Below are 21,010 nucleotides of genomic sequence, written 5' to 3'. Positions count from 1 at the left end.
CCCCTAACGCTCAACCTAAGTAACGAACCCCGAAAACATCTTGAAACTGAGTCTTCAAGGAAAGGGAGCTTTAGTTGAAATAGAGTGTTTTGTGAGCATAGAAAAATGTCCAGAGCTTGTGAGCTCTGGACATTTTTTATGTGCTTTATTCTCCTGCGGCTTCAATTTCTTCAAGAAGCTTATCGAGAACTTGTCCGTCTACGGTAGAAACATCACTACGGTAGAAGTCACGAACAGGGAGTGCTTTTTCTTTGAAAGCTTCACGTTGTTCTTCTGTCAATTCGATAATTTCTGTTGGGTTTTCCGTATCGTTTTTAATTGTTTCTAGGTACTCTTCATTTTGCGTCTTCTGTTCTTCAAATACCCAGTCCTGCATTTCTTTAACGGTTTCATCAACCATTGTCTTCATTTCTTCGTCAAGACCTGCATACCAGTCTGTGTTAACTGTCGTCATCGCTACATAGTTGTTGTGGTTGGATAGTGTCATGTAATCCTGCACTTCGTTGAAAGACGCATCTCCAATGAAGAAGATTGGATTCTCTTGTCCTTCCACTGTCCCTCTGTCCAATGCTGTATAAAGCTCCGACCAACTCATGGGTGTAGGGTCTGCTCCGTACGCTTCATAGGATTTAAGGATTAATGGAGAAGTTTGTGTACGCATTTTAAAGTTTTCAAAATCAGCAGGTTCTTCAATAGGCTTACTGGATGTCCACTGCATCGCACCTTCTGTCCAGTAAGCTAACGGAGAAATGCTGTGTTCTTCATAAAGCTCGCGAAGATCTGTATTCAGTGCTTCACTATCATTCAAAATTTGTTGTGTTTTTTCCACACTATCTGGGAAAAGGAAATGCAAAGCAAAGATTTGTCCCTCTTTTACCATGTTCCCTGTAAAACCAGGAGACATAATCGCCATCTGTACGGTTCCATTTTGAAGCCGCTCTACTTGGTCTGTCTCACTTCCAAGACCACCAAATTCATAAACATCAATGTTTACAGCTCCATCCGATTTTTCATTCATACGCTTAGCGAATTCTTCTGCGTATTCATATTGGACCTGTCCATCCACTTCTTCCGTTACGAACTTCCAGTTGTAGGTTTTTCCACCATCACCACTGGCATTGCCGTCTCCACCGTCACTGCCACCGCAGGCAGCAAGGACCATGCTGAGCATGACTAAAGACATAAATGTTAACAAACTATTTTTTCTAAAGATAACAATAACCTCCCCATTTTTTTGTATATCAGCTTCCACTCTGGATTAAAGAAGAATGAGTGAAAGTTCCTCAAAGAATATCAATAATATTGAGATAGCAAACATCATCAGGATATATGGCGGTGTTCCTTTGATGACCTCTAAATATGGCTTATTGAACACCGCACTGGCGGTGAAAATATCGACTCCGAATGGAGGTGTGGCTGAACCTAAAGCCGCTTGGAATGTGATTACAACTCCTAAATGGATAGGATCTACCCCTGCGCTCATCGCGGCAGGATAGAAGATAGGAGTCAATATCAAGATAACAACGATTGGATCGACAAACATACATCCAATGAAGAAGAAAATCGTCACCATCAAGAGAACATAAATGGCACTAGGGTCTGAGCCTAGAACGGTTTCAGTAATCATCTGCGGTATCCGAGCGAATGAAATGACCCATGTAAAAGCTTGACCACCGGCGACAAGAACGAAGACGGCAGATGTCACTAAACCTGTAGACCGGGCAATTTTAGGCAGTTCTTTAATATGTACAGACCGGTAAACCAGCACTTCAAGGACAAAGGCATAAAGCACAGACATTCCTGCTGCCTCTGTGGGACTAAACAACCCAGTGTAGATACCACCAATAATTAAAACCGGGAACCCCAACGGAAGCAACGCCTTTTTAGTCATCTGCAGCCTTTCGCTCCATGTGGCTTTATTCGCTAATGGAATGTCAGCCATTTTTGCGTAAATGACACTGTAAATGGAAAAGCACAAGAAGACGATCACGCCTGGGATAATTCCGGCGATAAACAAATCACCTACGGATGTTCCAGATACCAATCCGTATATGATCATACCGATACTTGGTGGGACAAGTAAAGCTACATCACTGGAATTGATAATCAAGGCCATCGCTGTCGGATCTTTGTAGCCGATTTTCAGCAAGCGCTCTCTCATCGGTTTACCGATGGCTACAACAGTCGCCTGCGTGGATCCGGAAATCGCACCAAAGAGGGTACACGCAGCTGCGGTTGTAACCGCATAGCCTCCCCGGATATGGCCAATGAAAGACCCGATAAAATCTAACAATCGATTCGAAGTCTTACCTGTCGTCATAATATCCGCTGCAAAAATGAACAACGGTACGGCTAGAAGAACATATGGTTCTATCCCTGTAGAAAATTGTTGCATGAGAATCATAGGATCCAAATTCGGAAAGTATATGAACATAATGACCAATGGTGCCACCATCAACGGAATCATCATTGGAAAGTTCAATAAAAGAAGGATCACCATGATTATGAGCATTGTGGCTATCATATCGTTACCCTTTCTTCATCGTAATTTATTTACAAGTGTGTTCCTTCTAGTTCTTTTGTTTTTTCATCGTTATAGTCCTTCGCATCTGTCCCTAAATACACTTCATCACGATGCTTAATGTTGATCCATGCATTTCTTAGAAACTGAATACCTCCGAGTAAAAAGCCGATCGGGATAAAGATGTACAAGTAATAGGCGGGCATCTCCAATGCAGATGTCACCCTGCCAGATTCATAGACATCGAGGACGTAGAAGCCTGAATAATAAGCGAGTACAAATAAGACAGCAGCGGTCCCTAAAGGAATGAGCACAGCTAGAACTTTCCTCACCTTGAAAGGAGCCAGGTCGTAAAAAGCGGACATACTAATATGCCGCCCCTTTCTTGCTGCATAACTAATCCCCATGAATGTCGCTACCACAATCGCAATTTGACTCACTTCGTCTGCAAAGGGTGGCGAATAGCTGAATAACGCCCTGCTTAACGCCTTTCCTACGACCATCAGGGCAATGATAATCACAGCATAACTTAATATGAATTCTTCGATCTTCAGAATGATTTTGTCTACTACCTTTAATACATTCAACTATGTAATCCCCCTAAATGATTGATGTAGTAGTTTTTGGGTCAATTACTAAACATAATACCGAAATAGTGGTCTTACACTCAAATCAGTTTAAACAGAATTTTTCGTCTATTTTATGTAAATTTTACCTTATAAGGAACTTGTAATTGTTGGATGCTTATATGTTCCACATAGCTCATCATAGATGCTGAATGCTCCAATTTCACCAATACGAATTCCTTATTTTGTAAAATGGTAAACAATGGAATCCCCCATTCTTTCATATCCAATTTTTTTATAAATCGAGTTCGATGTAGGATTGGCAAGGTCTGTGTATAAAGAGCAGAAAGAGTAACCACTCTTGAGCAGTTTATCTGTTAAATGCCAGACCGCTTGAGAGGCATATCCTTTTCTTTTATATTGATCAGGTGTGTACACAGCATTGATTGTCGCTCCATTTTTGGTTGTTCGTGCCCGACTTGCCATGGAAACGGCAGTTCCTTCGACGATCCATAAATGAAGGCGCCGATCCGCAATCAGATTTTCTGCCAATTCCTCCGCACGTCCAGCTACATGACCCTCCCCTGTTTCCCTTCCATACTGTCTCAACCAATCTTCAACAAGGGACTGATGAGAAGCGTCCGCTTCAATTAAATGACCTTTTTGTTTTTGAATCGTTTTCAATTGTTGCAATCTGAAAATTCCTTGTTCCATCTGAAGCTCTGCTTCCTGCCCTGTATGGTCCATCCATTCTTCCAAGAAAAATTTTACCGCCTTCCGTTCCCCAAGCACTCCAGGGACATCATGCTCTTCTTTAACCAGGTACTGGACAAATGCACGGATCTGAGCAGGTTCCCAATGACTGAGAGAGGGAATGATCCATAAATGTGGAGGCGTTCTCATTGACATGAATGTAGTTTTTCCGTTGTCCTGGAACCTGATTAAATGACAAGCTTCTTTTCCTTGAGTATTCTTCAGACGTTCTAAAACACCCAAAGGCAGGTTGTTTTCTGCTTCCTTATCCAGGAGTAATGGTTCCACTTGTTCATGAAACTTGATTGGATCGTGTTCATAAATTATAGTCATCAGTAAGTACCCCTTTTCTTTTTGCTTCAAACCATTTTTTTGATAAAATTCTGAATAAGATGAATTTTTCTTTCCATTATACGTCTCAATGATAAGTGGAACAACATAAAGAAAGGAAGAATAAACCATGACAAAAAAAGAAATCCAAGATCAAATCACTTTCTTAAAATCTGATTATATCCGCATCCAAGGTGACTTAGATAAACTTGAAGCTGCCGGGGGTAATGTACAAAATGCAGAAAAACAGCTGGCTCGTATGGAAGAAGAGCTAAAGGAACTGAATAAGCAACTGGCTCAGTCAGAGCAATAAAAAAAGACGGAGGATCCTGTTATCCTCCGTCTTTTTAATTTAAGATTTCTTTTGGTTTTCTTTATCTTTTCGCTGGCCCTCAAGCTTTTCCTGAATTTTTTCAAATTCTTTACTTGGAGGCATTAAGGAAACGATGACATCGCCATTTTCCGCCTTATACTCCATCTCCGGAGTGAAGAACTCCACTTTTCCTGAGGCTCTTTTTGAAAATAAAAGCATGGCGTGTTGATCCATATTCTTCATGTAGTCTTGGAAAGTATATTGTTCTGTAATCGTTGTTTTGCGGAATACGTAGCCATTTTCCACTCTAGCATTCAATTCTTCCCAGGAAGCCCCTTCTTCGAACAGGACCCTCCCTCCGATCGTATGCACAAGATCTTCTAAATCGTCCCCCTCTTTATTACTTAAACTAAGTTGGAAAGAGTTGTTACGGCCAAATTCCGGTACGAAAGTCGTACAAACGAGGGCATTGTAAGAATCTAATTCTGTAGCGGCAACCAGATACTCATATGGTGTCATATCTAAATAATACTCCGTTTGCTCAGATAAGATTTCTCCATGATAGGATTCAATCCCACGGGAACGGGCACGAGACAGTCGCTGCCAGGATGAGTCTGTAAGAAGAACGGGAATTTTAAGTTCCTCCAATGTCTTGGCAAGACCTGTTGTAAATGCACTTCCTCCTGCGATGAGAACCCCTGGTGGCCCCTCCATTGACAGCCCTAACTTTTTCGCAAGCCAGCCTATAGAGAATCCATGAGCCACAACGGTTGTAAATACCAGAGCAAAGGTCAATGAAATGAGAATCGACGCATCCTCAAACCCTTCCTCCAAAAGGACACTCGCAAAATAACTGGCAACAGTCAGGGCGACAATCCCTCTTGGTGCAATCCAACCGACCAGAAGCTTCTCTGATTTAGATAAATCTGTCCCCATAGTGGATAGAAAAATCGACAACGGGCGGACGATAAACAACATTAATGCTACAAAGCCGATAATTTGTATGTTAAATATTTCCACCAAAGTATCGACCGTCAGGGAAGCGGTCAACATGACGAAGATGGTAGAGATCAACAATAAGGATATATTCTCTTTAAAGTGTCGCATATCTGCAATGGACGAGATGTGCATATTCGCAAGGGTCATTCCCATCGCAGTTACCGATAATAGACCCGTTTCATGCATGATTTCATCAGCAATCGTAAAACAAGCAATAACCACTGCAAAGACGGCTGGGGATTTAAGAAACTCAGGAATGTACCCTGTTTCAAACATCCAACCGACACCTTTTCCGCAAACCCAACCTAAAAAGACAGCGAAGGCGGAAGCGGCAAAGAACATCAGTAACGTAGAAGGATCATTATTCGTCAGGAATAGGATGATTTCGAAAGCAAATACCGCAAGTAAGGCACCGATCGGATCGACAATGATGCCTTCCCATTTCAAGATTTTAGCTGGCCGTGGTTTTAATTTTGCCTGACGTAATAAAGGCAGAATGACAGTCGGGCCGGTAACGATAAATAACCCTCCGATTGTAAAAGCGACAGCCCAGGACAAACCTGCCACATAATGAGCCGCTAATGAACCCAATATCCAGCTTAGAAACGCACCGAATGTCACAATCCTGAATACGGGACGGCCTAAACCTTTCACTTCCTTCATATCGAGGTTCAAGCTTCCTTCAAAAAGAATGACAGCAACGGCCAAGGATATGATCGGCTTATAAAGTTCTCCGAAGTCCTGTTCAGGATTCATGAGGCCTAGTACAGGCCCGGCTAAGAGACCGGCGATGGACATGACGACAATGGCAGGCAATCGAAAGCGCCAGGCGATCCACTGTGATCCTACGCCGAGAAACCCCACTAACATCAGTTGCAATAGTAACGAATCTATCATTGAACAGTCTCCTTCTGTAAGGTGTATGTACGACCCTCGTGTAATATAGACATATTCTATATGCCTCTCCCTCATCTGTAAACTAAATTGTCTGTAAAAAACTTCCCTTTTCCATCAAACCTTCTTCGAATATAGCTCCCTTTACTTGAAGACTCAGTTTCGAGACTTTTGTGAGTGGGTGGGGCTGCGTGGAATAACTCGCTTTCCGCGGGAGTCTCGCCATTCCCCTACGCCCCTTTACCATGAAAGATTCTCGAAACCACTACCAAAAGGTCAGCTCTTATAATAATGGGACTCTCTCATAACACTAAAAAGCTTAATCCAGAGCGCTTTATACCTCTTACAACTGGATAGTGGAAGACCTTCAAACTTGGTACAAGGGTTCGTTTCTCCCTTACATTGAAAGGGGTGGTTGGGAAGCTGCGAGACTCCCGTGGGAGAAGGGAGGTAGGCGGGATCCCTTAGTGCTCAGACCGCCCGAGGAATCTTGCCACTCCCCCACAGGAAAGCGAGTAGCTTCCCAGCCACCCCTGGCGCTCTACCTGGGCTCGGAAACATCTAGAGAATGAGTCTTCCACAATCCTGCCATATTGTTGAATAAACCCTTATTTTGTAAGGGAATCACACAAAAAATGGCATGGTAATCATAACCTTTTAAATTTTCTAAAAAAATAATTGACAGAAAGGTGTGACATTGATAGTATTACGGCGGTGCGTTAATCTCATTCACTTTTCAATAATGAAAATCATGCAGAAGCCTTGATTATTGCCGCTCATCTTTTGGATAAGAGCGCTTTTTTTACGCAAAATATACAGACATCTATGAGGAGGAGCCAGTATGAAAGCAAGAGATACAATTTTTATTGGATTCACGCTGTTCGCTTTGTTTTTCGGTGCTGGGAACTTAATTTATCCTGTATCCCTCGGTATTGAGTCAGGAACATCCTACTTCCCGGCTATTTTCGGTTTTGTCATTACTGGTGTAGGGTTACCTATCGTGACAGTAGCGGCGATATCGCTTGTACGCAACGGGGCTGTACAATTAGCTGGACGTGTCCACCCGATGTTCGGATTATTATTTACGGCGATGGTCTATCTTGTCATTGGACCTTTCTTCGCCATTCCAAGGGCTGCAAACGTAGCCTTTGAAACAGGCGTCGTTCCTTTTACAAACGGCAAATCGTTGACGCTATTCATTTTTACGGTCTTATTCTTTGTACTTGTTTATTGGCTCAGCCGCAATCCATCTAAACTAGTGGATCGTGTGGGTCAGATTTTAACCCCTACCTTATTCTTAGCTATCCTTGGTCTCGTCATTGGAAGCTTTTTTATGCTCGATGGACAGATTCAGCCAGCAGGGGAGAAATATCAGGCTCAACCTTTCTTCACAGGATTCATTGAGGGGTATTTGACCATGGATGCGATCGCTTCTCTTGCTTTCGGAATCATCGTGGTCTCATCCTTCCGCGATCGCGGAGTCACCGATCCAAAAGTATTAACCCGCCGGACATTAAAAGCAGGTTTAGTAACTGCGATTGGCCTAACTACTGTCTATGTGGCCATTGGTTGGATCGGAGCGAGAATGGCAACAGAAGGTTCCTTTGATAATGGAAGTGCCATCCTTGCGGGTGCTGCACAAATCATGTATGGAGATGCAGGGGCGCTATTGCTTGGTGTCATTGTAGGACTCGCCTGTTTGACAACCTGCATCGGTCTGACAGTTGCTTGTGGCCAGTTCTTTTCCAAGCGTGTTTCCGGAATGACTTATCACCATGTCATCATAGTAGTAACTTTGATTAGTTTTGCGATTTCTAATATTGGATTAAACCAAATCATCGCTTATTCTGTTCCGGTGCTTGTGTTCGTCTATCCGATCACCATTGTTTTGGTCGCTCTAACATTCATGAGTCCCCTCTTTAATCACTCCACTTATGTGTACAGAGGAGCCATTCTATTGACGGCGGTCATAGGGGTTTATGATGGGCTCGTAGCTTTTGGCGCAGATGTATCATCCATCGAACCATTCATCAGTCAACTGCCATTGTTTGAACTGAACCTAAGTTGGGTCTTCCCAGCGATTGTTGGTGGGATTATCGGCTTAATGATCGATTATTTCAAAGGACAGCCACGTCATAAAGAAAGCTTCCAGAACGGATGACGTATGAAAATCCCTCTCCATCATGGAGAGGGATTTTTTATTGATCCAGAAGCGTTACGCTGACTTTCACATCAAGATTTTGTCCACCTCCACGATATACTCCCTGAAGTGGACTGACATCAGCATAATCTCTTCCTGTGCCAATTCTAATATGCTGTTCTAATGCTTCCACGTTATTGGTAGGGTCAAGACCCACCCAGCCGATTCCGGGAACCATCACTTCTACCCACGCATGTGTAGCGGCATCACCTACGAGTGCTGAATCTTCTCCTACATACAGATACCCACTTACGTACCGGGCAGGTACACCCTGGGATCTCAAGACCCCGATCATGATGTGTGCATAATCCTGGCAAACACCTCCCCTTATCGGCCATGATTCATACGCCTTGGTATTCACTTGGGTGGTCGTCGTATCGTACCTGATGGATTGATTAATGTATTCCATCAACCTTAAAGAAAAGCGGATCGGATCTTTTGCGTCACCGACTTCATTGATAATCTCTTCATGTTGTTCTTTATACAGGAAAGTATAGGGGGTTTCATTTAAGTAAGCCAAATAGTGATGACGGAAAAGTTCTGAATGAAAAATCGTCTGCATTTCACTTGAACATTCAATCATACGGATGAATGGGCTTTTTTGGATACTGACCGTTGACGTTGTCTTCAACGTTAAATGTTCATGTTTCTCGGGAATAAAGAATGTTTCCACATGATTCCCCCAGAGATCAATATGTTCTTTCGTCATCGAACCTGGAGTGATTTCAGTCCGGTAAGCCAGTAACCTCTGACATTCATCCGTTCTTGGTTTTAAACGAATATGATTCATGCTTTGATCGACAAAGTTATCATAATAAAAGGTGTTGGTATGCTCAATTTGGAACTTCACAGTGTATTCCTCCTGGATAGCCTTTACTTGACGTGGACCGGTTCAATTAAATAATAGGTTTGTGAGAACATACGACTGAGCGTCATGCACCGATCCTGGAAATGATCGAGGAATGACATCAGTTCATTCATATCCATTTCCTCTATGTTCGTGCTCGTAATTTCATCTTGAATGAGCTCAAGCATTTGAAAAAGATCCTCAGAATAATGAGAGATTTTTCCACCTTCAAGTTTGTTTACTGCTTCCATAACATGGTCCATGCAATAACGAATTGACCGAGGGAACGTCCCTTCTTTGATTAAAAAGCTGAGGACATGTTTGGACTCCATTGTTGGCGGGTGTTCCTTAATATATGCATCATAACCGTTTAAGAACTGTAAAGCTGTCAGCCAATAATAGTAGTGATCTGTCGGAACATCCGCTTCTCTTCTGTTTTTTTCACAGGTCACATTCAATATTCTTGCCGTTTTCTCCGCGCGCTCCAGCCACTTTCCTACTTTAATAAAAGTATAGGGAGTTCCACGGCTCATACTGGACTCAATAACCCCTTGCGACGTCATGGAAGTTTTAATTACTCGATCCAGATAGTCCTGGGTATGCTGCCTCGTATTCGGGAGCTCCTGCCAATCCTTTTGATCCAAATGAAAGGCATTTAAAACTTCCCACAGTTCTTCAGGAAGTATATCCCTTGTGGAACGGGCATTCTCACGGGCATAATTCATACAATTCATAAGAGAATTGACGTTAAATGGACTAATGGTCAAGTACTGAATCAGCGTCTCCCTGTCTAGGCGATCGTATAGGCTGTAATAATCTTTCGCAGAAGCACAGACTTCCACAATTTCTTCCCAGTCCCGATCCGCTGCCTCCTGATTTTGTGCTTCCAACATGTGAATGAGCTGGACACTTAGGACCCTTGCATTGTTTTCGGCACGTTCTATATTTCGCGACATCCAGTAAAGAGAATCTGCTACACGACTAAGCATGGTGATCACCACTTTCTGTCAAAATCCACGTATCTTTTCCTCCTCCACCTTGAGAGGAGTTCACCACAAGAGAGCCTTCTTTGAGCGCTACTCGTGATAACCCGCCAGGAAGTACATTTGTCTTTTCACCATTCATGACAAACACGCGTAAATCCACATGACATGGATAAAATCTACCTTCCTGATAAGCAGGAGCCCTTGATAATTTAATGGTCGGTTGAGCTATATATTGATGAGGATTTTCAATGATCTTCTTCTTGAATTCTTCCTGTTCACTTTCTTCGGACTGAGGACCGATCAACATATCATAACCACCTGAAGCCCCTACATTTTTCACAACCAGTTCATGGATGTGGTCCAGCACATAATCGAGACGTTCAGGATCACTAAGGAAGTAGGTTTCAACGTTCGGGATAATCGGCTCTTCTCCGAGGTAGAAGCGAATCATATCCGGAACATAAACATACATCGCTTTATCATCTGCAACACCATTACCAATACCATTAAGTATCGATACATTCCCTTTGCGATAAGCCCTGAGCAACCCAGAAACCCCGAGGGCAGAGTCAGGCCGGAACGCTTCCGGATCAAGGAAGTCATCGTCGATTCTTCTATAAATGATATCCACACGCTTCAACCCTTTAATGGTCTTCATGTAGACAACATCATCTTTGACAATCAAATCTCTACCTTCGACCAGTTCGATTCCCATCTGCTGAGCAAGAAAGACATGGTCATAATAAGCAGAGTTATAAATTCCCGGCGTCAATAAAACAGCGGTCGCCGATTTATGTGGGTCTGCGTTGGCAGGTAAATGGCTGGTCACCGCCTGGTGAAGCTCTGACAATTGATGCTCCAACGTTTCAATGGAATGTTGGAAGAACAATTCAGGATACACTTGTCTCATCACATAACGATTTTGGAAAACATAAGACATCCCTGAAGGATTACGTAAGTTATCTTCCAATACTCGATATTGACCATTTTCATCTCTAATCAAGTCTACGCCGGCAAGGAATATATGATTCCTTAAAGGAATATCGATCCCACTGACTTGTTTGTTGTAGTAATAAGGATTGTTCTCGATCAACTCTCTTGGGATGATTCCCGCCTCTACTATTTCCTGACCATTATAAATATCTTCTAAAAAATGATTGAGAGCAGTCATCCGCTGCTTCATCCCTTTTTCAATTTCTTCCCAATCTTGCCTCGGAATAATGATTGGAACAAAGTCGAACGGCATCGTCCTCTCCGTTCCACCCGTATGGTTATACACGGTGAATGTAATGCCTTGTCTAAGAAAATTAAGCTGAGCTGTTTCATGCTTTTTCATCAAATCGCGTTCTGTAAATTGATTGACCAGTTGATAAAACCATTGATAGTGCCTTTTTGGCTCACCATCTTGTTTCATCATTTCATCAAAAAAAACTCCCGTTTGATAATTAGTTAGCACGACCTCTCCTCCATTCCTACTTACTACAAATCCTTTACCCTTAGTTTACTCTACTCACTCATAAATTGTAAGAAAATTTACACAACATTTGTCGACTCTTATGATAGAAAGCAAAGTAAACAGCGGGATTTGTAAGAATGAAATTCGAGAGCTAAGGGGATATTGGACGTGCTCCTTGTTCTCCTGCGGGAGGCGAGCCATTCCCCACAGTACCCATCTAACAAAAAGGATCGAAACTGAGTCCTCAAGCATTGGAAGCTTCTGTGAAGACTCAGTTCCGATGAAAAACGGACCCGGTCAGGGGGATGACCGGGTCCGAGTGTATAGTAGATTCTATTTAATGTTGATAACGATTTTACCTTTAGCGTGGTGGGTTTCGCTGACGCTATGAGCTTCTTTTAATCCTTCCTCACTAAGATCAAAGCGATGGCCAATGACAGATACTAAATCTCCAGATTCCATCATGGAAGCCAGTTTTGCCAGTTGCTCTCCACTCGGCTCAAGCCAAACAAATCCCGCTTTAACTCCATGCTTGGCCGCGAGATCTTCATCCGGTGGCTGGACGATGGACGGTAGACGTCCTCCTTCTTTCAGGACGGAAAAGCTTTTTTCCTGAATTTCTCCCCCGAGGGTATCGAGTACGATATCGTAGTCACTCAATATCTCGGAGAAGTCCTCTTCTTTGTAATTAATAAAGCGATCGACACCCAGTTTTTCTACCCATTCCTGATTCTTTCCGCTGGCTGTCGCTGCTACATAAGCTCCTTTTTGTTTTGCAATTTGAATCGCATAATGGCCGACACCGCCTGAACCTGCATGGATGAGCACATGGTCTCCTTCTTTAATGTCACCAAAATCCACCAAGCATTGCCATGCAGTAAGTCCTGCCAATGGCACCGCGGCCGCTTCCTCAAAAGAAACATTCTCAGGAAGGTGTGCTAAAAGATGCTCATCCACTGCTGTGTACTCTGCATATGTTCCGAATCTTGTTGTAGCCGGGCGAGCGAAAACGCGATCGCCTACTTTAAAGTTTTGTACTGCAGAACCAACCTCCGCGACGATTCCTGCTGCATCCCATCCTAAAATGATAGGAAAATCAAAGTCCAACATTTCTTTCAAGTACCCTTCACGCAATTTCCAGTCGATCGGATTTATGGATGTCGCATGCAATTCCACAATGACCTGACTTTCATCTGGAACCGGGCGCTCCACGTCTTTTTCAATTAATTGATTTCTATCTCCATATTGCTCAATAACAATAGCCTTCATGTTATAATCTCTCCTTCTTAGAAGTATGACTTCTTTAGTTTTCCCCACAGTTTTCACGTGAAACATGATAAGATGTGGGAGAAAGAAGATTATGTATAAAAGGATGATCACGATGATTCAGCAGGCCGAAAATATTCTCCAACAATACTACGGTTATCCCTCGTTCCGCCCCGGTCAAAAAGAGGCCATCACTCATGTTTTAGAAGGAAAAAACACTTTGGCGGTTATGCCAACAGGAGGCGGAAAATCCCTCTGCTATCAAATCCCCGGACTCACTTTGCAAGGTACAGCGATCATCATATCCCCGTTGATCTCTTTGATGAAAGACCAAGTGGATGCCCTCCATTCCTATGGGGTGGCTGCTACTTACATCAACAGCTCCCTTTCCCACCCAGAACAGCAACAAAGGCTGAGGGATATGGAAAACGGCCGCTATTCTTTCGTGTATGTCGCTCCTGAGCGGTTTGATTCACCAAATTTTTTAGCTGCCATTAACAGTATTCCCCTTTCGTTAATCGCTTTTGATGAAGCCCACTGTATTTCCCAGTGGGGACATGACTTTCGTCCAAGCTACCGTTCGATTGTTCCTACTTTAAAGAAGATCGCGAACCTTCCCGTCCTGATGGCGCTAACAGCTACAGCAACACAGGAAGTAATTAAAGACATCAAAGAGTTAATCGATGTTGAGGATACGAATGTAATCAATACGGGATTCGCCAGGAACAACTTATCCTTCCGTATTATCAAAGGCCGTGACAAACGTGAATTCATCAGCGAGTACCTGACTCAGATTCCTAATGAATCCGGGATCATCTATACGGCCACACGAAAAGATGCGGACCAGCTACATTATCTTTTAACGAAAAAAGGATTTGCCGCTGGAAAATATCACGCCGGAATGACAGAACATCAAAGAAAGCAAGCACAGATGGATTTCGTCCAGGATGAAGTGACCACAATGATTGCAACCAATGCTTTCGGAATGGGCATTGATAAATCAAACGTCCGGTATGTCATTCACTATTCCATGCCGATGAATATTGAATCTTATTATCAGGAAGCCGGCCGTGCCGGCCGTGATGGTGAGCCTGGTGATTGTGTATTGCTCTTCTCCAGTCAGGATATCAACCTGCAGCGTTTTTTGATCGACCAGTCACCAAATGAAGAAAAGAAAAAGGACGAGTACACGAAACTTCAGGCCATGGTGAATTATTGTCATACCCATTCCTGCTTGCAGCAATACATTCTCGATTACTTTGATGATCCGACAGACTTTGAGCCGTGTGGGAAGTGTACGAATTGCACCCACGATGGTGAAGAGCAGGATATGACAAAAGAAGCGCAAATGGTATTGTCCTGTGTGAAACGCATGGGCGAAAGGTTCGGAGCAGGCCTTACAGCAAAGGTTCTCAAAGGTTCTTCCGACCAAAAAGTGAAGCAGTTCCGCTTCCAACAGTTATCGACCTATGGCATCATGCCGAATTATACAGAAAAAGAACTGACTCGATTCATTCAGTTTTTAACGGCGGAAGGCTACCTATCTACAGGTGAAGGACGTTACCCTTCATTAAAACTGACAAATGAAGCTGTTTCTGTTATTAAAGGCAATCAACCTGTCTTAATGCTTGTTGAATCTACAACGAAGAAACAGAAAACCGAATACAATGAGCATTACTTCGAAGAGTTGCGACAGTTACGTAAGTCGATTGCAGATGAAAGCAACCTCCCCCCTTACGTGATCTTCTCTGATGCCACCCTTAAGGACTTGAGCATCTATCTCCCGGAAAGCAAAGAAGAGATGATGAACATCAAAGGTATCGGGGAGCAAAAGTTCGAGAAGTATGGAGAGCAATTCCTAGAGAAAACGCGCCGGTGGGGCGAAGCGGCAGAGACGAAATCCACACCGACTCGCTCGACGGAACCTTCTGTTCATAAGAAAGATCCGTTTGATGATCGTCCCAGTCACATCATTTCTTACGAGCTTTGGGAACAGGGAAATGATGTGAAAGAGATAGCAAAAGAAAGAGGTATAGGCAAACAAACGATTGAGAACCACATTTTCCGAGCGGGAAAAGAAGGGTATGAGATCGATTGGGACCGATGGTTTGATGAGGAACAAGAACGCCAAATACTTCAAGCCTATGATCAAATGGAAGAGCGGAAGTTGAAGCCCTTGAAAGAGTCTCTGCCTGAAAGGTATTGCTACTCTATGATTAAGGCTGTCCTTGTGAAACATAACTTGATTGATGAATGACCGTTAAGGAGGAAGATTCATGACTAAACCTGTCATTTCAAGAGAAGATGTAAAAGCATTGGACCAACAAGACCCGTTAAAATCATTTAAACGTGAATTTTACCAAGAAGGTTTTTATTATATGGATGGGAATTCCCTTGGTTTGCTCTCGAAACGTTCTGAAGAAACCCTCACCACCTCACTAAATGATTGGAAGAAACACGCCATCGGGGGATGGACGGAAGGAGAAGAACCTTGGTTTTACATGTCAGAAAAGATTGGGGCTCTGACCGCGCCTCTCATCGGTGCAAAGCCGGAAGAAGTCATCAATACCGGTTCCATCACATCAAATATTCATCAGTTGCTGGCGACGTTTTATAAGCCGGAAGGAAAACGGACGAAAATCCTGGCTGATGAACTGAATTTCCCGTCTGACATTCACGCCATAAAGAGCCAAATCAAATGGCACGGGTTAGCTCCGGAAGAGCACTTGATCCGTGTCCAAAGTGAGGATGGCTATACGTTATCTGAAGATACCATTATTAATGAAATGGACGAAGACATTGCTGTTCTTCTCCTGCCTTCCGTTTTGTATCGTAGTGGCCAACTGCTCGATATTGAGAAAATAACAAAGGTGGCTCATGAATATGGGATCATCGTCGGCTTTGATCTTGCCCACTCGATCGGAGCCCTCCCTCACCGCTTGAACGAATGGGGCGTTGACTTTGCTGTCTGGTGTACGTATAAGTATTTGAACAGTGGTCCTGGCGGGGTTGGCGGACTGTATGTGAATGAAAAGCACCTCGGAAAAAGCCCGGGACTTGCCGGTTGGTTCAGTTCAGACAAAGACAAGCAGTTCGACATGAGTCACGAACTAACTCCTGCTGAATCCGCAGGAGCTTTTCAAATCGGAACCCCTCATGTGCTCAGTTCAGCACCGCTTATAGGGTCACTGGAACTTTTTGAAGAAGCGGGCATTCAACAGATTAGAAACAAATCATTGAAGCTCACTCGTCTACTGATGGATCTCATCCACCAGGAATTATCGGGGTACGGGTTCAAAATCGGCAACCCTTTGAATGATGAACGCCGCGGCGGCCACGTCTGTCTTATCCATGACGAGGCCGCAAGCATCTGTAAAGCTCTCAAACAAGAAGCCATCATCCCTGACTTCCGTTCACCGAACGTCATCCGCCTTGCCCCGATTGCTTTTTATACGTCTTACGAAGATGTGTATGACGTCGTATTACGCTTGAAAGACATCATGGAGAATGAAAAACAAAAGCAGTTCAAAAATGAAAGAGACACCATCGCTTAAGGAGGTCTATGATGATGAAATTCATTGATATTACGATGAAACTGAACAATGATACGCCTCCCTGGCCGGGAGACGAGCGATTTGAATACAAGCTAACGTGGTCCATGGAGGATACGGGATCAGTCAATGTCGGACAATTCAAAGGAAGCAATCACATCGGGACTCACGTAGATGCCCCCTACCACTATGATTCGGCCGGATTAAAAATCGCAGACCTTCCCGTCGATCGATTTTCTGGCCAGGCTCTAATCGTGTCCGTAAAAGATGAACCAGTCATCACTAAAAAGCTTTTGGAAGATGTAGATTTGAGCAAGGTAAGTAAAGTTTTATTCCATACGGGCAGCTGGAAAGACCGCACCCGCTTCCCTGATCAGTACACGGTCATTGGTGAGGACGTAGGTCCATTTTTAAAACAGCAGGGCATCGACCTCATCGGCATTGACACCCCTTCTGTTGATCCAGAAACGAGTAAAGAGTTAAAAGGACACCACACCTTGTATCAAAATGACATCTTGATCCTGGAAGGAATTGAACTTTCTCAAGTACCCGAAGGAATTTATGAGCTCTTTGCCTTCCCACTAAGAATAGAACAAGCCGACGGCAGCCCCGTCCGTGCCGTCTTACGCAGCACCGACGCATCCTAGTCAGCTCCATCCAAATCTGTTCCCTTATGTATGGGTGAACCTACTATAACGAAGTGGTTTTCAGGAAAGTGAAATGTTATAAAAAAATGCCCAGGAGGCTATCCTGGGCATTTTTTGCATCCTCTTTTATTTCTTCGTGATTCGCTGGTCGATGGCCATCTTCTTCGCTACTTTAGGTGCGAGCCAAATCATTGGCAGTAGAAGAATGGATACTGGAACAGCTGTGACAACAATGAAGTTTTGCAGCTGAGTAATCCCACTGTCTCCTGTGATTAACAAAATGACAGCGATCGCGCCCATCAATACGGCCCAGAACACTCGAAGCCAGCTTTGCGGATTTCCTTCTCCTGTGACGGCCATGGCAATCGTGTAGGACATGGAGTCACTCGTCGTTACAACGAACAGAATCGTTAAAAGCAAGAATAACGGAGAAATTACGCTCGCTAATGGGAACTGTTCAGTAATGGCGAACATGGCTGCTGGGTTCCCTGCTTCATTCAGTGCGTTGGATACAGATCCAGGATTGTTTAATTCAAAGAAAATCCCTGATCCGCCAAGCACTGTAAACCAGAACGTAGAAATAACAGGAGCAAAGACAGATACGGCTATGATAATCTCCCTGATTGTCCGGCCTCTTGAAATACGGCTGACAAGGATGGCCATCATCGGTCCATACCCGATGAACCATCCCCAGAAGAAGACGGTCCATAGAGATAGCCAACCTTCATCTCCTCGATACGTACTCATCGGAATGAATTGATCCACGTAATACCCGAAGCCTGCCAGGAAGTGGTCAATAATAAAACCTCCTGGTCCGAAGATGACGATAAACGCCATGAGTCCAATCGCCATGCGTACGTTAAAGCTACTTAGAATTTGTATCCCTTTATATAAACCAGTGACAGCTGAAATCGTCGAGATAATCACAACGGCAAAAATAATGGAAAACTGCGTGCTGAACTGATTAGGAATTCCGAAAATTTCCTGAAGGCCGTAACTCGCCTGCAGACCAAGGAAACCAATCGGACCAATCGTCCCTGCCGCTACAGCGATCACGGAGAAGGCATCAATGACCGTCCCGATCCAGCTGTGGCGTAATTTTTCACCGAAAATCGGATAGAGTAACGTCCTAGGCTTCATCGGCATTCCTTTATGATAGTGACCATACATCATAACAACCGCACTAATCGTACCAAGAATAGCCCATGCCAGGAATCCCCAGTGCATGAAGCTTTGCGCCAGGGCCGGGTTGATTGCCGCTTCTGTTCCGGCTTCAATTCCTGACTGAGATGGAGGCACAGTCAAAAAGTGCCACATCGGTTCAGCGGCTGCCCAGAAAACACCTCCGCCGGCCAATAGGGTTGCCATAATGATTGACAGCCATTTGTACAATCCTATTTCAGGCTTCTCCATATCCCCCATTCTGATTTTTCCATATCGTGAAAAAGCTAAATATAACCCAACAAAGAATGTAGCAAGCATAAGCACTTGCCAAAAAGCACCGAAGTACTTAGCTGACCATGCGAAACTATCGCTAACGATCATTTCAACCAAATCAATATTAATGAGTGCAAGAATAACGAAAAGGACTAATAATCCTCCACTTATTACAAATACCGGCCAGTCAATACGGCCTGTGTTCTTATTTTCCATAGTTGTCTCCTTTAAATTCATAATGTGTTTGAATGCACAATGTACAACTTTATCACTCTTATTATTATGGTGTAAAGCTATATCCTTTATCCTATTAAGGATTGAATTTTATATAGAATGGCATGAAAAAGGCGATCCCTTGCAAGAGATCGCTTCTCATTAATCCTCCCTGGACTCAACCTTATGATCTTCCTGCCTATTCTGACATTCCTTACAAAGATTGATCTCTCTCTCTTCTTTCATCTGAAGCGGTTTACCACACCGCTGACATTCATCATAGTTATTAGGATTTGTTTGGAATCCCGGCATTTCATTACTTCCATCGTTATACATACAAGTTCATCTCCTTTCTCTTTCACCTTTTCTTTTCTTATTCCCTATTCGCTTTTCGTTAATCATCTCATCATTTCCTTTGCCGCGGTCATGCCTGACAGTGTCACCCCTAGTGTGCCTGCGCCAGGGAAAACCGTATCCCCACACTGATAAACGTCCGGAATACCTGTTCGGATGGAATAGCTGTTGAGCCAGCTGTATTTTCCTGTTGGAGTGTAGCCCCCCACTTTTCCATATTTCCTTCTCAACCACTTTTGAAAAGTGACTGGAGTTCCCGGAAGAACGATGTCTAACTTTTCCTTAAAACTCGGAAAGTAAAAATCCACCGTATCCAGTAGTCGGTTCTTCATATGTTCCTTATCCGCTTCGTATTGTTCAGAATTCCACCATGGTGAAATAGATGTGTGAGTAGAAATCGTTAATGAGCGCTTTCCAGATGGGGCCATCGTTGAATCTCGAGGATCAGATAATGACATCAAAAACTGCCCCCCATCATGGAGGTCGTCCGGTTTTTGCGGGTCAATAAACTGATGATACACGGCGTCTTCTTCCTTAAAAACTCCCCCGTCCACGCCTCCATGAATGATAAACGCTCCCCATGAATCCCTTTTTTCTTCTTTTAACGCTTTAATATAGGATTGTTTACCCATATCTTTTGATACCGTATCATGGAAGTTGTGAACAGAATTGTTCAACAGTACCTTTTGTGCTCGAAAGACTCGATCCCGTTTCGTATGAAACTCAAAATGCCCGCCGTTTTTCTCTACTTTATGAATAGGATGCCGCATATACAGGTCGCTTCCAGAATCCTTAATGAAAGATGCCAAACGTTCGGCAACCGCTGCAAGACCCCCATGTACTGCGTAAGCGCCTTTATGGAATGTTTGTAACGCCGCATACCCGAGAAACGCAGGGCAATATTCAACGCTTGTTTGTACACTATCCATCAGCTCGCCATTCAAAAACACACGGAAGAGACGATGGTTATGAAGGTCATACTTTTTCAGCCGATCTTCTACCGTCTGGTTCATGAATGGGAGAAGTTTCAATGCTTCTTTGTTTACTAAAGGTATGACGTGTATGAAATCTTTGAAGGTTCTTGGAGGAAATACAGGAAGGTCTTCCGTTAATTGATCGACCACTGCCCCCACCCTATACACTTCATCATAGAACGCCTGTATCGCAGAAGACTGCATTGGAAAGACTCGTTGAATCTCTTCGTACCAGCGGCTTCGCTCACGAAAATAATGAATGGTGCGATCCGGCATGTGGATATCCATGATCGTATCTAATAACGTCATGGCAGGAGGATCGATGTTTAACTGATCAAAGAGTCGATGGAGAACCCCTCCTTCTTCAAATCCCATCCCAAGGGTGGCCCCTGATTGAAACCGGTAGCCGTTGCGTTCGAATTTTCCTGCGCTACCCCCAAGTTCATTGGAGGCTTCAAAGACGGCAACTTTCATTCCTTTTTTGGCGAGTGAAGCGGCAGCTGCCAGCCCGCCGAAGCCTGCACCTACAACTCCAACATCATAAATCATCCGCTCACCTCCCTCCTCTTCTTTTCCCCCATCTTCCCCTTTTTAGGCGTAACGAATGTTCTTAATGTAAATGGCAGGTTTCTTGAAGACTCAGTTTCGAGACTTTTATTGAGTGGATGGGGGCTACGGGGAATAGCTCGCTTTGCTATATCAG

Annotated in this window: 17 protein-coding genes; 5 read left to right on the top strand and 12 right to left on the bottom strand. The window is 43.7% G+C overall.

All coding sequences use genetic code 11. The features are described from left to right. Positions 1–145: 145 nt before the first annotated feature. From HFA01_RS08450 to HFA01_RS08435, 4 genes are all read right to left on the bottom strand, one after another. A complete protein-coding gene (locus HFA01_RS08450; protein WP_146815181.1) occupies positions 146–1,183 on the bottom strand; it encodes a DctP family TRAP transporter solute-binding subunit in 1,038 nt (345 codons plus the stop codon). Positions 1,184–1,258: 75 nt separating this feature from the next. Next, complete coding sequence (locus tag HFA01_RS08445; protein ID WP_146815179.1) at positions 1,259–2,524, bottom strand: TRAP transporter large permease; 1,266 nt, start codon at positions 2,522–2,524, stop codon at positions 1,259–1,261. A 29-nt stretch (positions 2,525–2,553) separates the two neighbouring features. Continuing rightward, entirely contained in the window at positions 2,554–3,108 is a 555-nt protein-coding gene (locus HFA01_RS08440; RefSeq protein ID WP_146815176.1) for a TRAP transporter small permease, read from the bottom strand. 219 nt (positions 3,109–3,327) lie between these two features. Then, complete coding sequence (locus HFA01_RS08435; RefSeq protein WP_146815174.1) at positions 3,328–4,173, bottom strand: GNAT family N-acetyltransferase; 846 nt, start codon at positions 4,171–4,173, stop codon at positions 3,328–3,330. A 127-nt stretch (positions 4,174–4,300) separates the two neighbouring features. Here HFA01_RS08435 and HFA01_RS08430 point away from each other — a divergent pair, with 127 nt between their 5' ends. After that, complete coding sequence (locus tag HFA01_RS08430) at positions 4,301–4,483, top strand: SE1832 family protein (RefSeq protein ID WP_146815172.1); 183 nt, start codon at positions 4,301–4,303, stop codon at positions 4,481–4,483. Between the two features lie 39 nt (positions 4,484–4,522). On the opposite strand, the gene HFA01_RS08425 is transcribed toward HFA01_RS08430, so the two are convergent. Next, positions 4,523–6,379 (bottom strand): cation:proton antiporter, encoded by a 1,857-nt coding sequence (locus tag HFA01_RS08425; protein WP_146815171.1) that lies wholly within the window; start codon positions 6,377–6,379, stop codon positions 4,523–4,525. Between the two features lie 838 nt (positions 6,380–7,217). Between HFA01_RS08425 and brnQ the strand changes: the two genes are divergently transcribed. Further along, positions 7,218–8,537, top strand: coding sequence for a branched-chain amino acid transport system II carrier protein (gene brnQ, locus HFA01_RS08420; protein ID WP_146815169.1), 1,320 nt, complete (start codon positions 7,218–7,220; stop codon positions 8,535–8,537). A gap of 37 nt (positions 8,538–8,574) precedes the next feature. Here brnQ and HFA01_RS08415 read toward each other — a convergent pair whose 3' ends face one another. From HFA01_RS08415 to HFA01_RS08400, 4 genes are all read right to left on the bottom strand, one after another. Continuing rightward, a complete protein-coding gene (locus HFA01_RS08415) occupies positions 8,575–9,426 on the bottom strand; it encodes a transglutaminase family protein (RefSeq protein ID WP_146815167.1) in 852 nt (283 codons plus the stop codon). 23 nt (positions 9,427–9,449) lie between these two features. Further along, positions 9,450–10,412: an alpha-E domain-containing protein gene (locus HFA01_RS08410; RefSeq protein ID WP_146815165.1), complete on the bottom strand. Its 963-nt coding sequence runs from the start codon at positions 10,410–10,412 to the stop codon at positions 9,450–9,452. Next, entirely contained in the window at positions 10,405–11,865 is a 1,461-nt protein-coding gene (locus HFA01_RS08405; RefSeq protein ID WP_146815163.1) for a circularly permuted type 2 ATP-grasp protein, read from the bottom strand. The genes HFA01_RS08410 and HFA01_RS08405 overlap by 8 nt, the downstream gene beginning before the upstream one ends. Positions 11,866–12,198: 333 nt before the next feature. Next, entirely contained in the window at positions 12,199–13,134 is a 936-nt protein-coding gene (locus HFA01_RS08400) for an NADP-dependent oxidoreductase (RefSeq protein WP_146815161.1), read from the bottom strand. A gap of 112 nt (positions 13,135–13,246) precedes the next feature. Here HFA01_RS08400 and recQ point away from each other — a divergent pair, with 112 nt between their 5' ends. Genes recQ through kynB form a run of 3 tightly spaced genes read left to right on the top strand, consistent with a single transcriptional unit; the run spans position 13,247 to position 17,329 of the window. Then, the gene (recQ, locus tag HFA01_RS08395; protein ID WP_146815185.1) at positions 13,247–15,388 is read left to right on the top strand and encodes a DNA helicase RecQ; all 2,142 of its coding nucleotides are present in this window, start codon (positions 13,247–13,249) and stop codon (positions 15,386–15,388) included. Positions 15,389–15,407: 19 nt separating this feature from the next. Beyond that, positions 15,408–16,685, top strand: coding sequence for a kynureninase (gene kynU, locus HFA01_RS08390; RefSeq protein ID WP_146815159.1), 1,278 nt, complete (start codon positions 15,408–15,410; stop codon positions 16,683–16,685). 11 nt (positions 16,686–16,696) lie between these two features. After that, entirely contained in the window at positions 16,697–17,329 is a 633-nt protein-coding gene (gene kynB, locus HFA01_RS08385; RefSeq protein WP_246139302.1) for an arylformamidase, read from the top strand. Between the two features lie 126 nt (positions 17,330–17,455). On the opposite strand, the gene HFA01_RS08380 is transcribed toward kynB, so the two are convergent. The 3 genes from HFA01_RS08380 to HFA01_RS08375 all read right to left on the bottom strand — a co-directional run bounded on the left by HFA01_RS08380 (position 17,456) and on the right by HFA01_RS08375 (position 20,856). After that, positions 17,456–18,982 carry a BCCT family transporter gene (locus HFA01_RS08380; RefSeq protein ID WP_146815157.1) on the bottom strand — a complete coding sequence of 509 codons (1,527 nt, stop codon included), beginning with the start codon at positions 18,980–18,982 and terminating at the stop codon, positions 17,456–17,458. Between the two features lie 159 nt (positions 18,983–19,141). Continuing rightward, the gene (locus tag HFA01_RS18890) at positions 19,142–19,315 is read right to left on the bottom strand and encodes a hypothetical protein (RefSeq protein ID WP_167506210.1); all 174 of its coding nucleotides are present in this window, start codon (positions 19,313–19,315) and stop codon (positions 19,142–19,144) included. Positions 19,316–19,377: 62 nt separating this feature from the next. Beyond that, complete coding sequence (locus HFA01_RS08375) at positions 19,378–20,856, bottom strand: phytoene desaturase family protein (protein WP_146815155.1); 1,479 nt, start codon at positions 20,854–20,856, stop codon at positions 19,378–19,380. Between the last annotated feature and the right edge of the window lie 154 nt (positions 20,857–21,010).

This window comes from Halobacillus faecis, assembly GCF_007991335.1.
Taxonomy (GTDB): domain Bacteria; phylum Bacillota; class Bacilli; order Bacillales; family Halobacillaceae; genus Halobacillus; species Halobacillus faecis.
This window is presented reverse-complemented; position numbering and strand designations above follow the sequence as displayed.

Bases quoted from the DNA above. Each gene is read 5' to 3' on its own strand.
- HFA01_RS08375 (WP_146815155.1), bottom strand. From the start codon at position 20,856: ATGATTTATGATGTTGGAGTTGTAGGTGCAGGCTTCGGCGGGCTGGCA.
- HFA01_RS08410 (WP_146815165.1), bottom strand. From the start codon at position 10,412: ATGCTTAGTCGTGTAGCAGATTCTCTTTACTGGATGTCGCGAAATATA.
- kynB (WP_246139302.1), top strand. From the start codon at position 16,697: ATGATGAAATTCATTGATATTACGATGAAACTGAACAATGATACGCCT.
- HFA01_RS08450 (WP_146815181.1), bottom strand. From the start codon at position 1,183: ATGTCTTTAGTCATGCTCAGCATGGTCCTTGCTGCCTGCGGTGGCAGT.
- HFA01_RS18890 (WP_167506210.1), bottom strand. From the start codon at position 19,315: ATGTATAACGATGGAAGTAATGAAATGCCGGGATTCCAAACAAATCCT.
- recQ (WP_146815185.1), top strand. From the start codon at position 13,247: ATGATTCAGCAGGCCGAAAATATTCTCCAACAATACTACGGTTATCCC.
- HFA01_RS08380 (WP_146815157.1), bottom strand. From the start codon at position 18,982: ATGGAAAATAAGAACACAGGCCGTATTGACTGGCCGGTATTTGTAATA.
- HFA01_RS08400 (WP_146815161.1), bottom strand. From the start codon at position 13,134: ATGAAGGCTATTGTTATTGAGCAATATGGAGATAGAAATCAATTAATT.
- HFA01_RS08425 (WP_146815171.1), bottom strand. From the start codon at position 6,379: ATGATAGATTCGTTACTATTGCAACTGATGTTAGTGGGGTTTCTCGGC.
- HFA01_RS08435 (WP_146815174.1), bottom strand. From the start codon at position 4,173: ATGACTATAATTTATGAACACGATCCAATCAAGTTTCATGAACAAGTG.
- brnQ (WP_146815169.1), top strand. From the start codon at position 7,218: ATGAAAGCAAGAGATACAATTTTTATTGGATTCACGCTGTTCGCTTTG.
- kynU (WP_146815159.1), top strand. From the start codon at position 15,408: ATGACTAAACCTGTCATTTCAAGAGAAGATGTAAAAGCATTGGACCAA.
- HFA01_RS08430 (WP_146815172.1), top strand. From the start codon at position 4,301: ATGACAAAAAAAGAAATCCAAGATCAAATCACTTTCTTAAAATCTGAT.
- HFA01_RS08445 (WP_146815179.1), bottom strand. From the start codon at position 2,524: ATGATAGCCACAATGCTCATAATCATGGTGATCCTTCTTTTATTGAAC.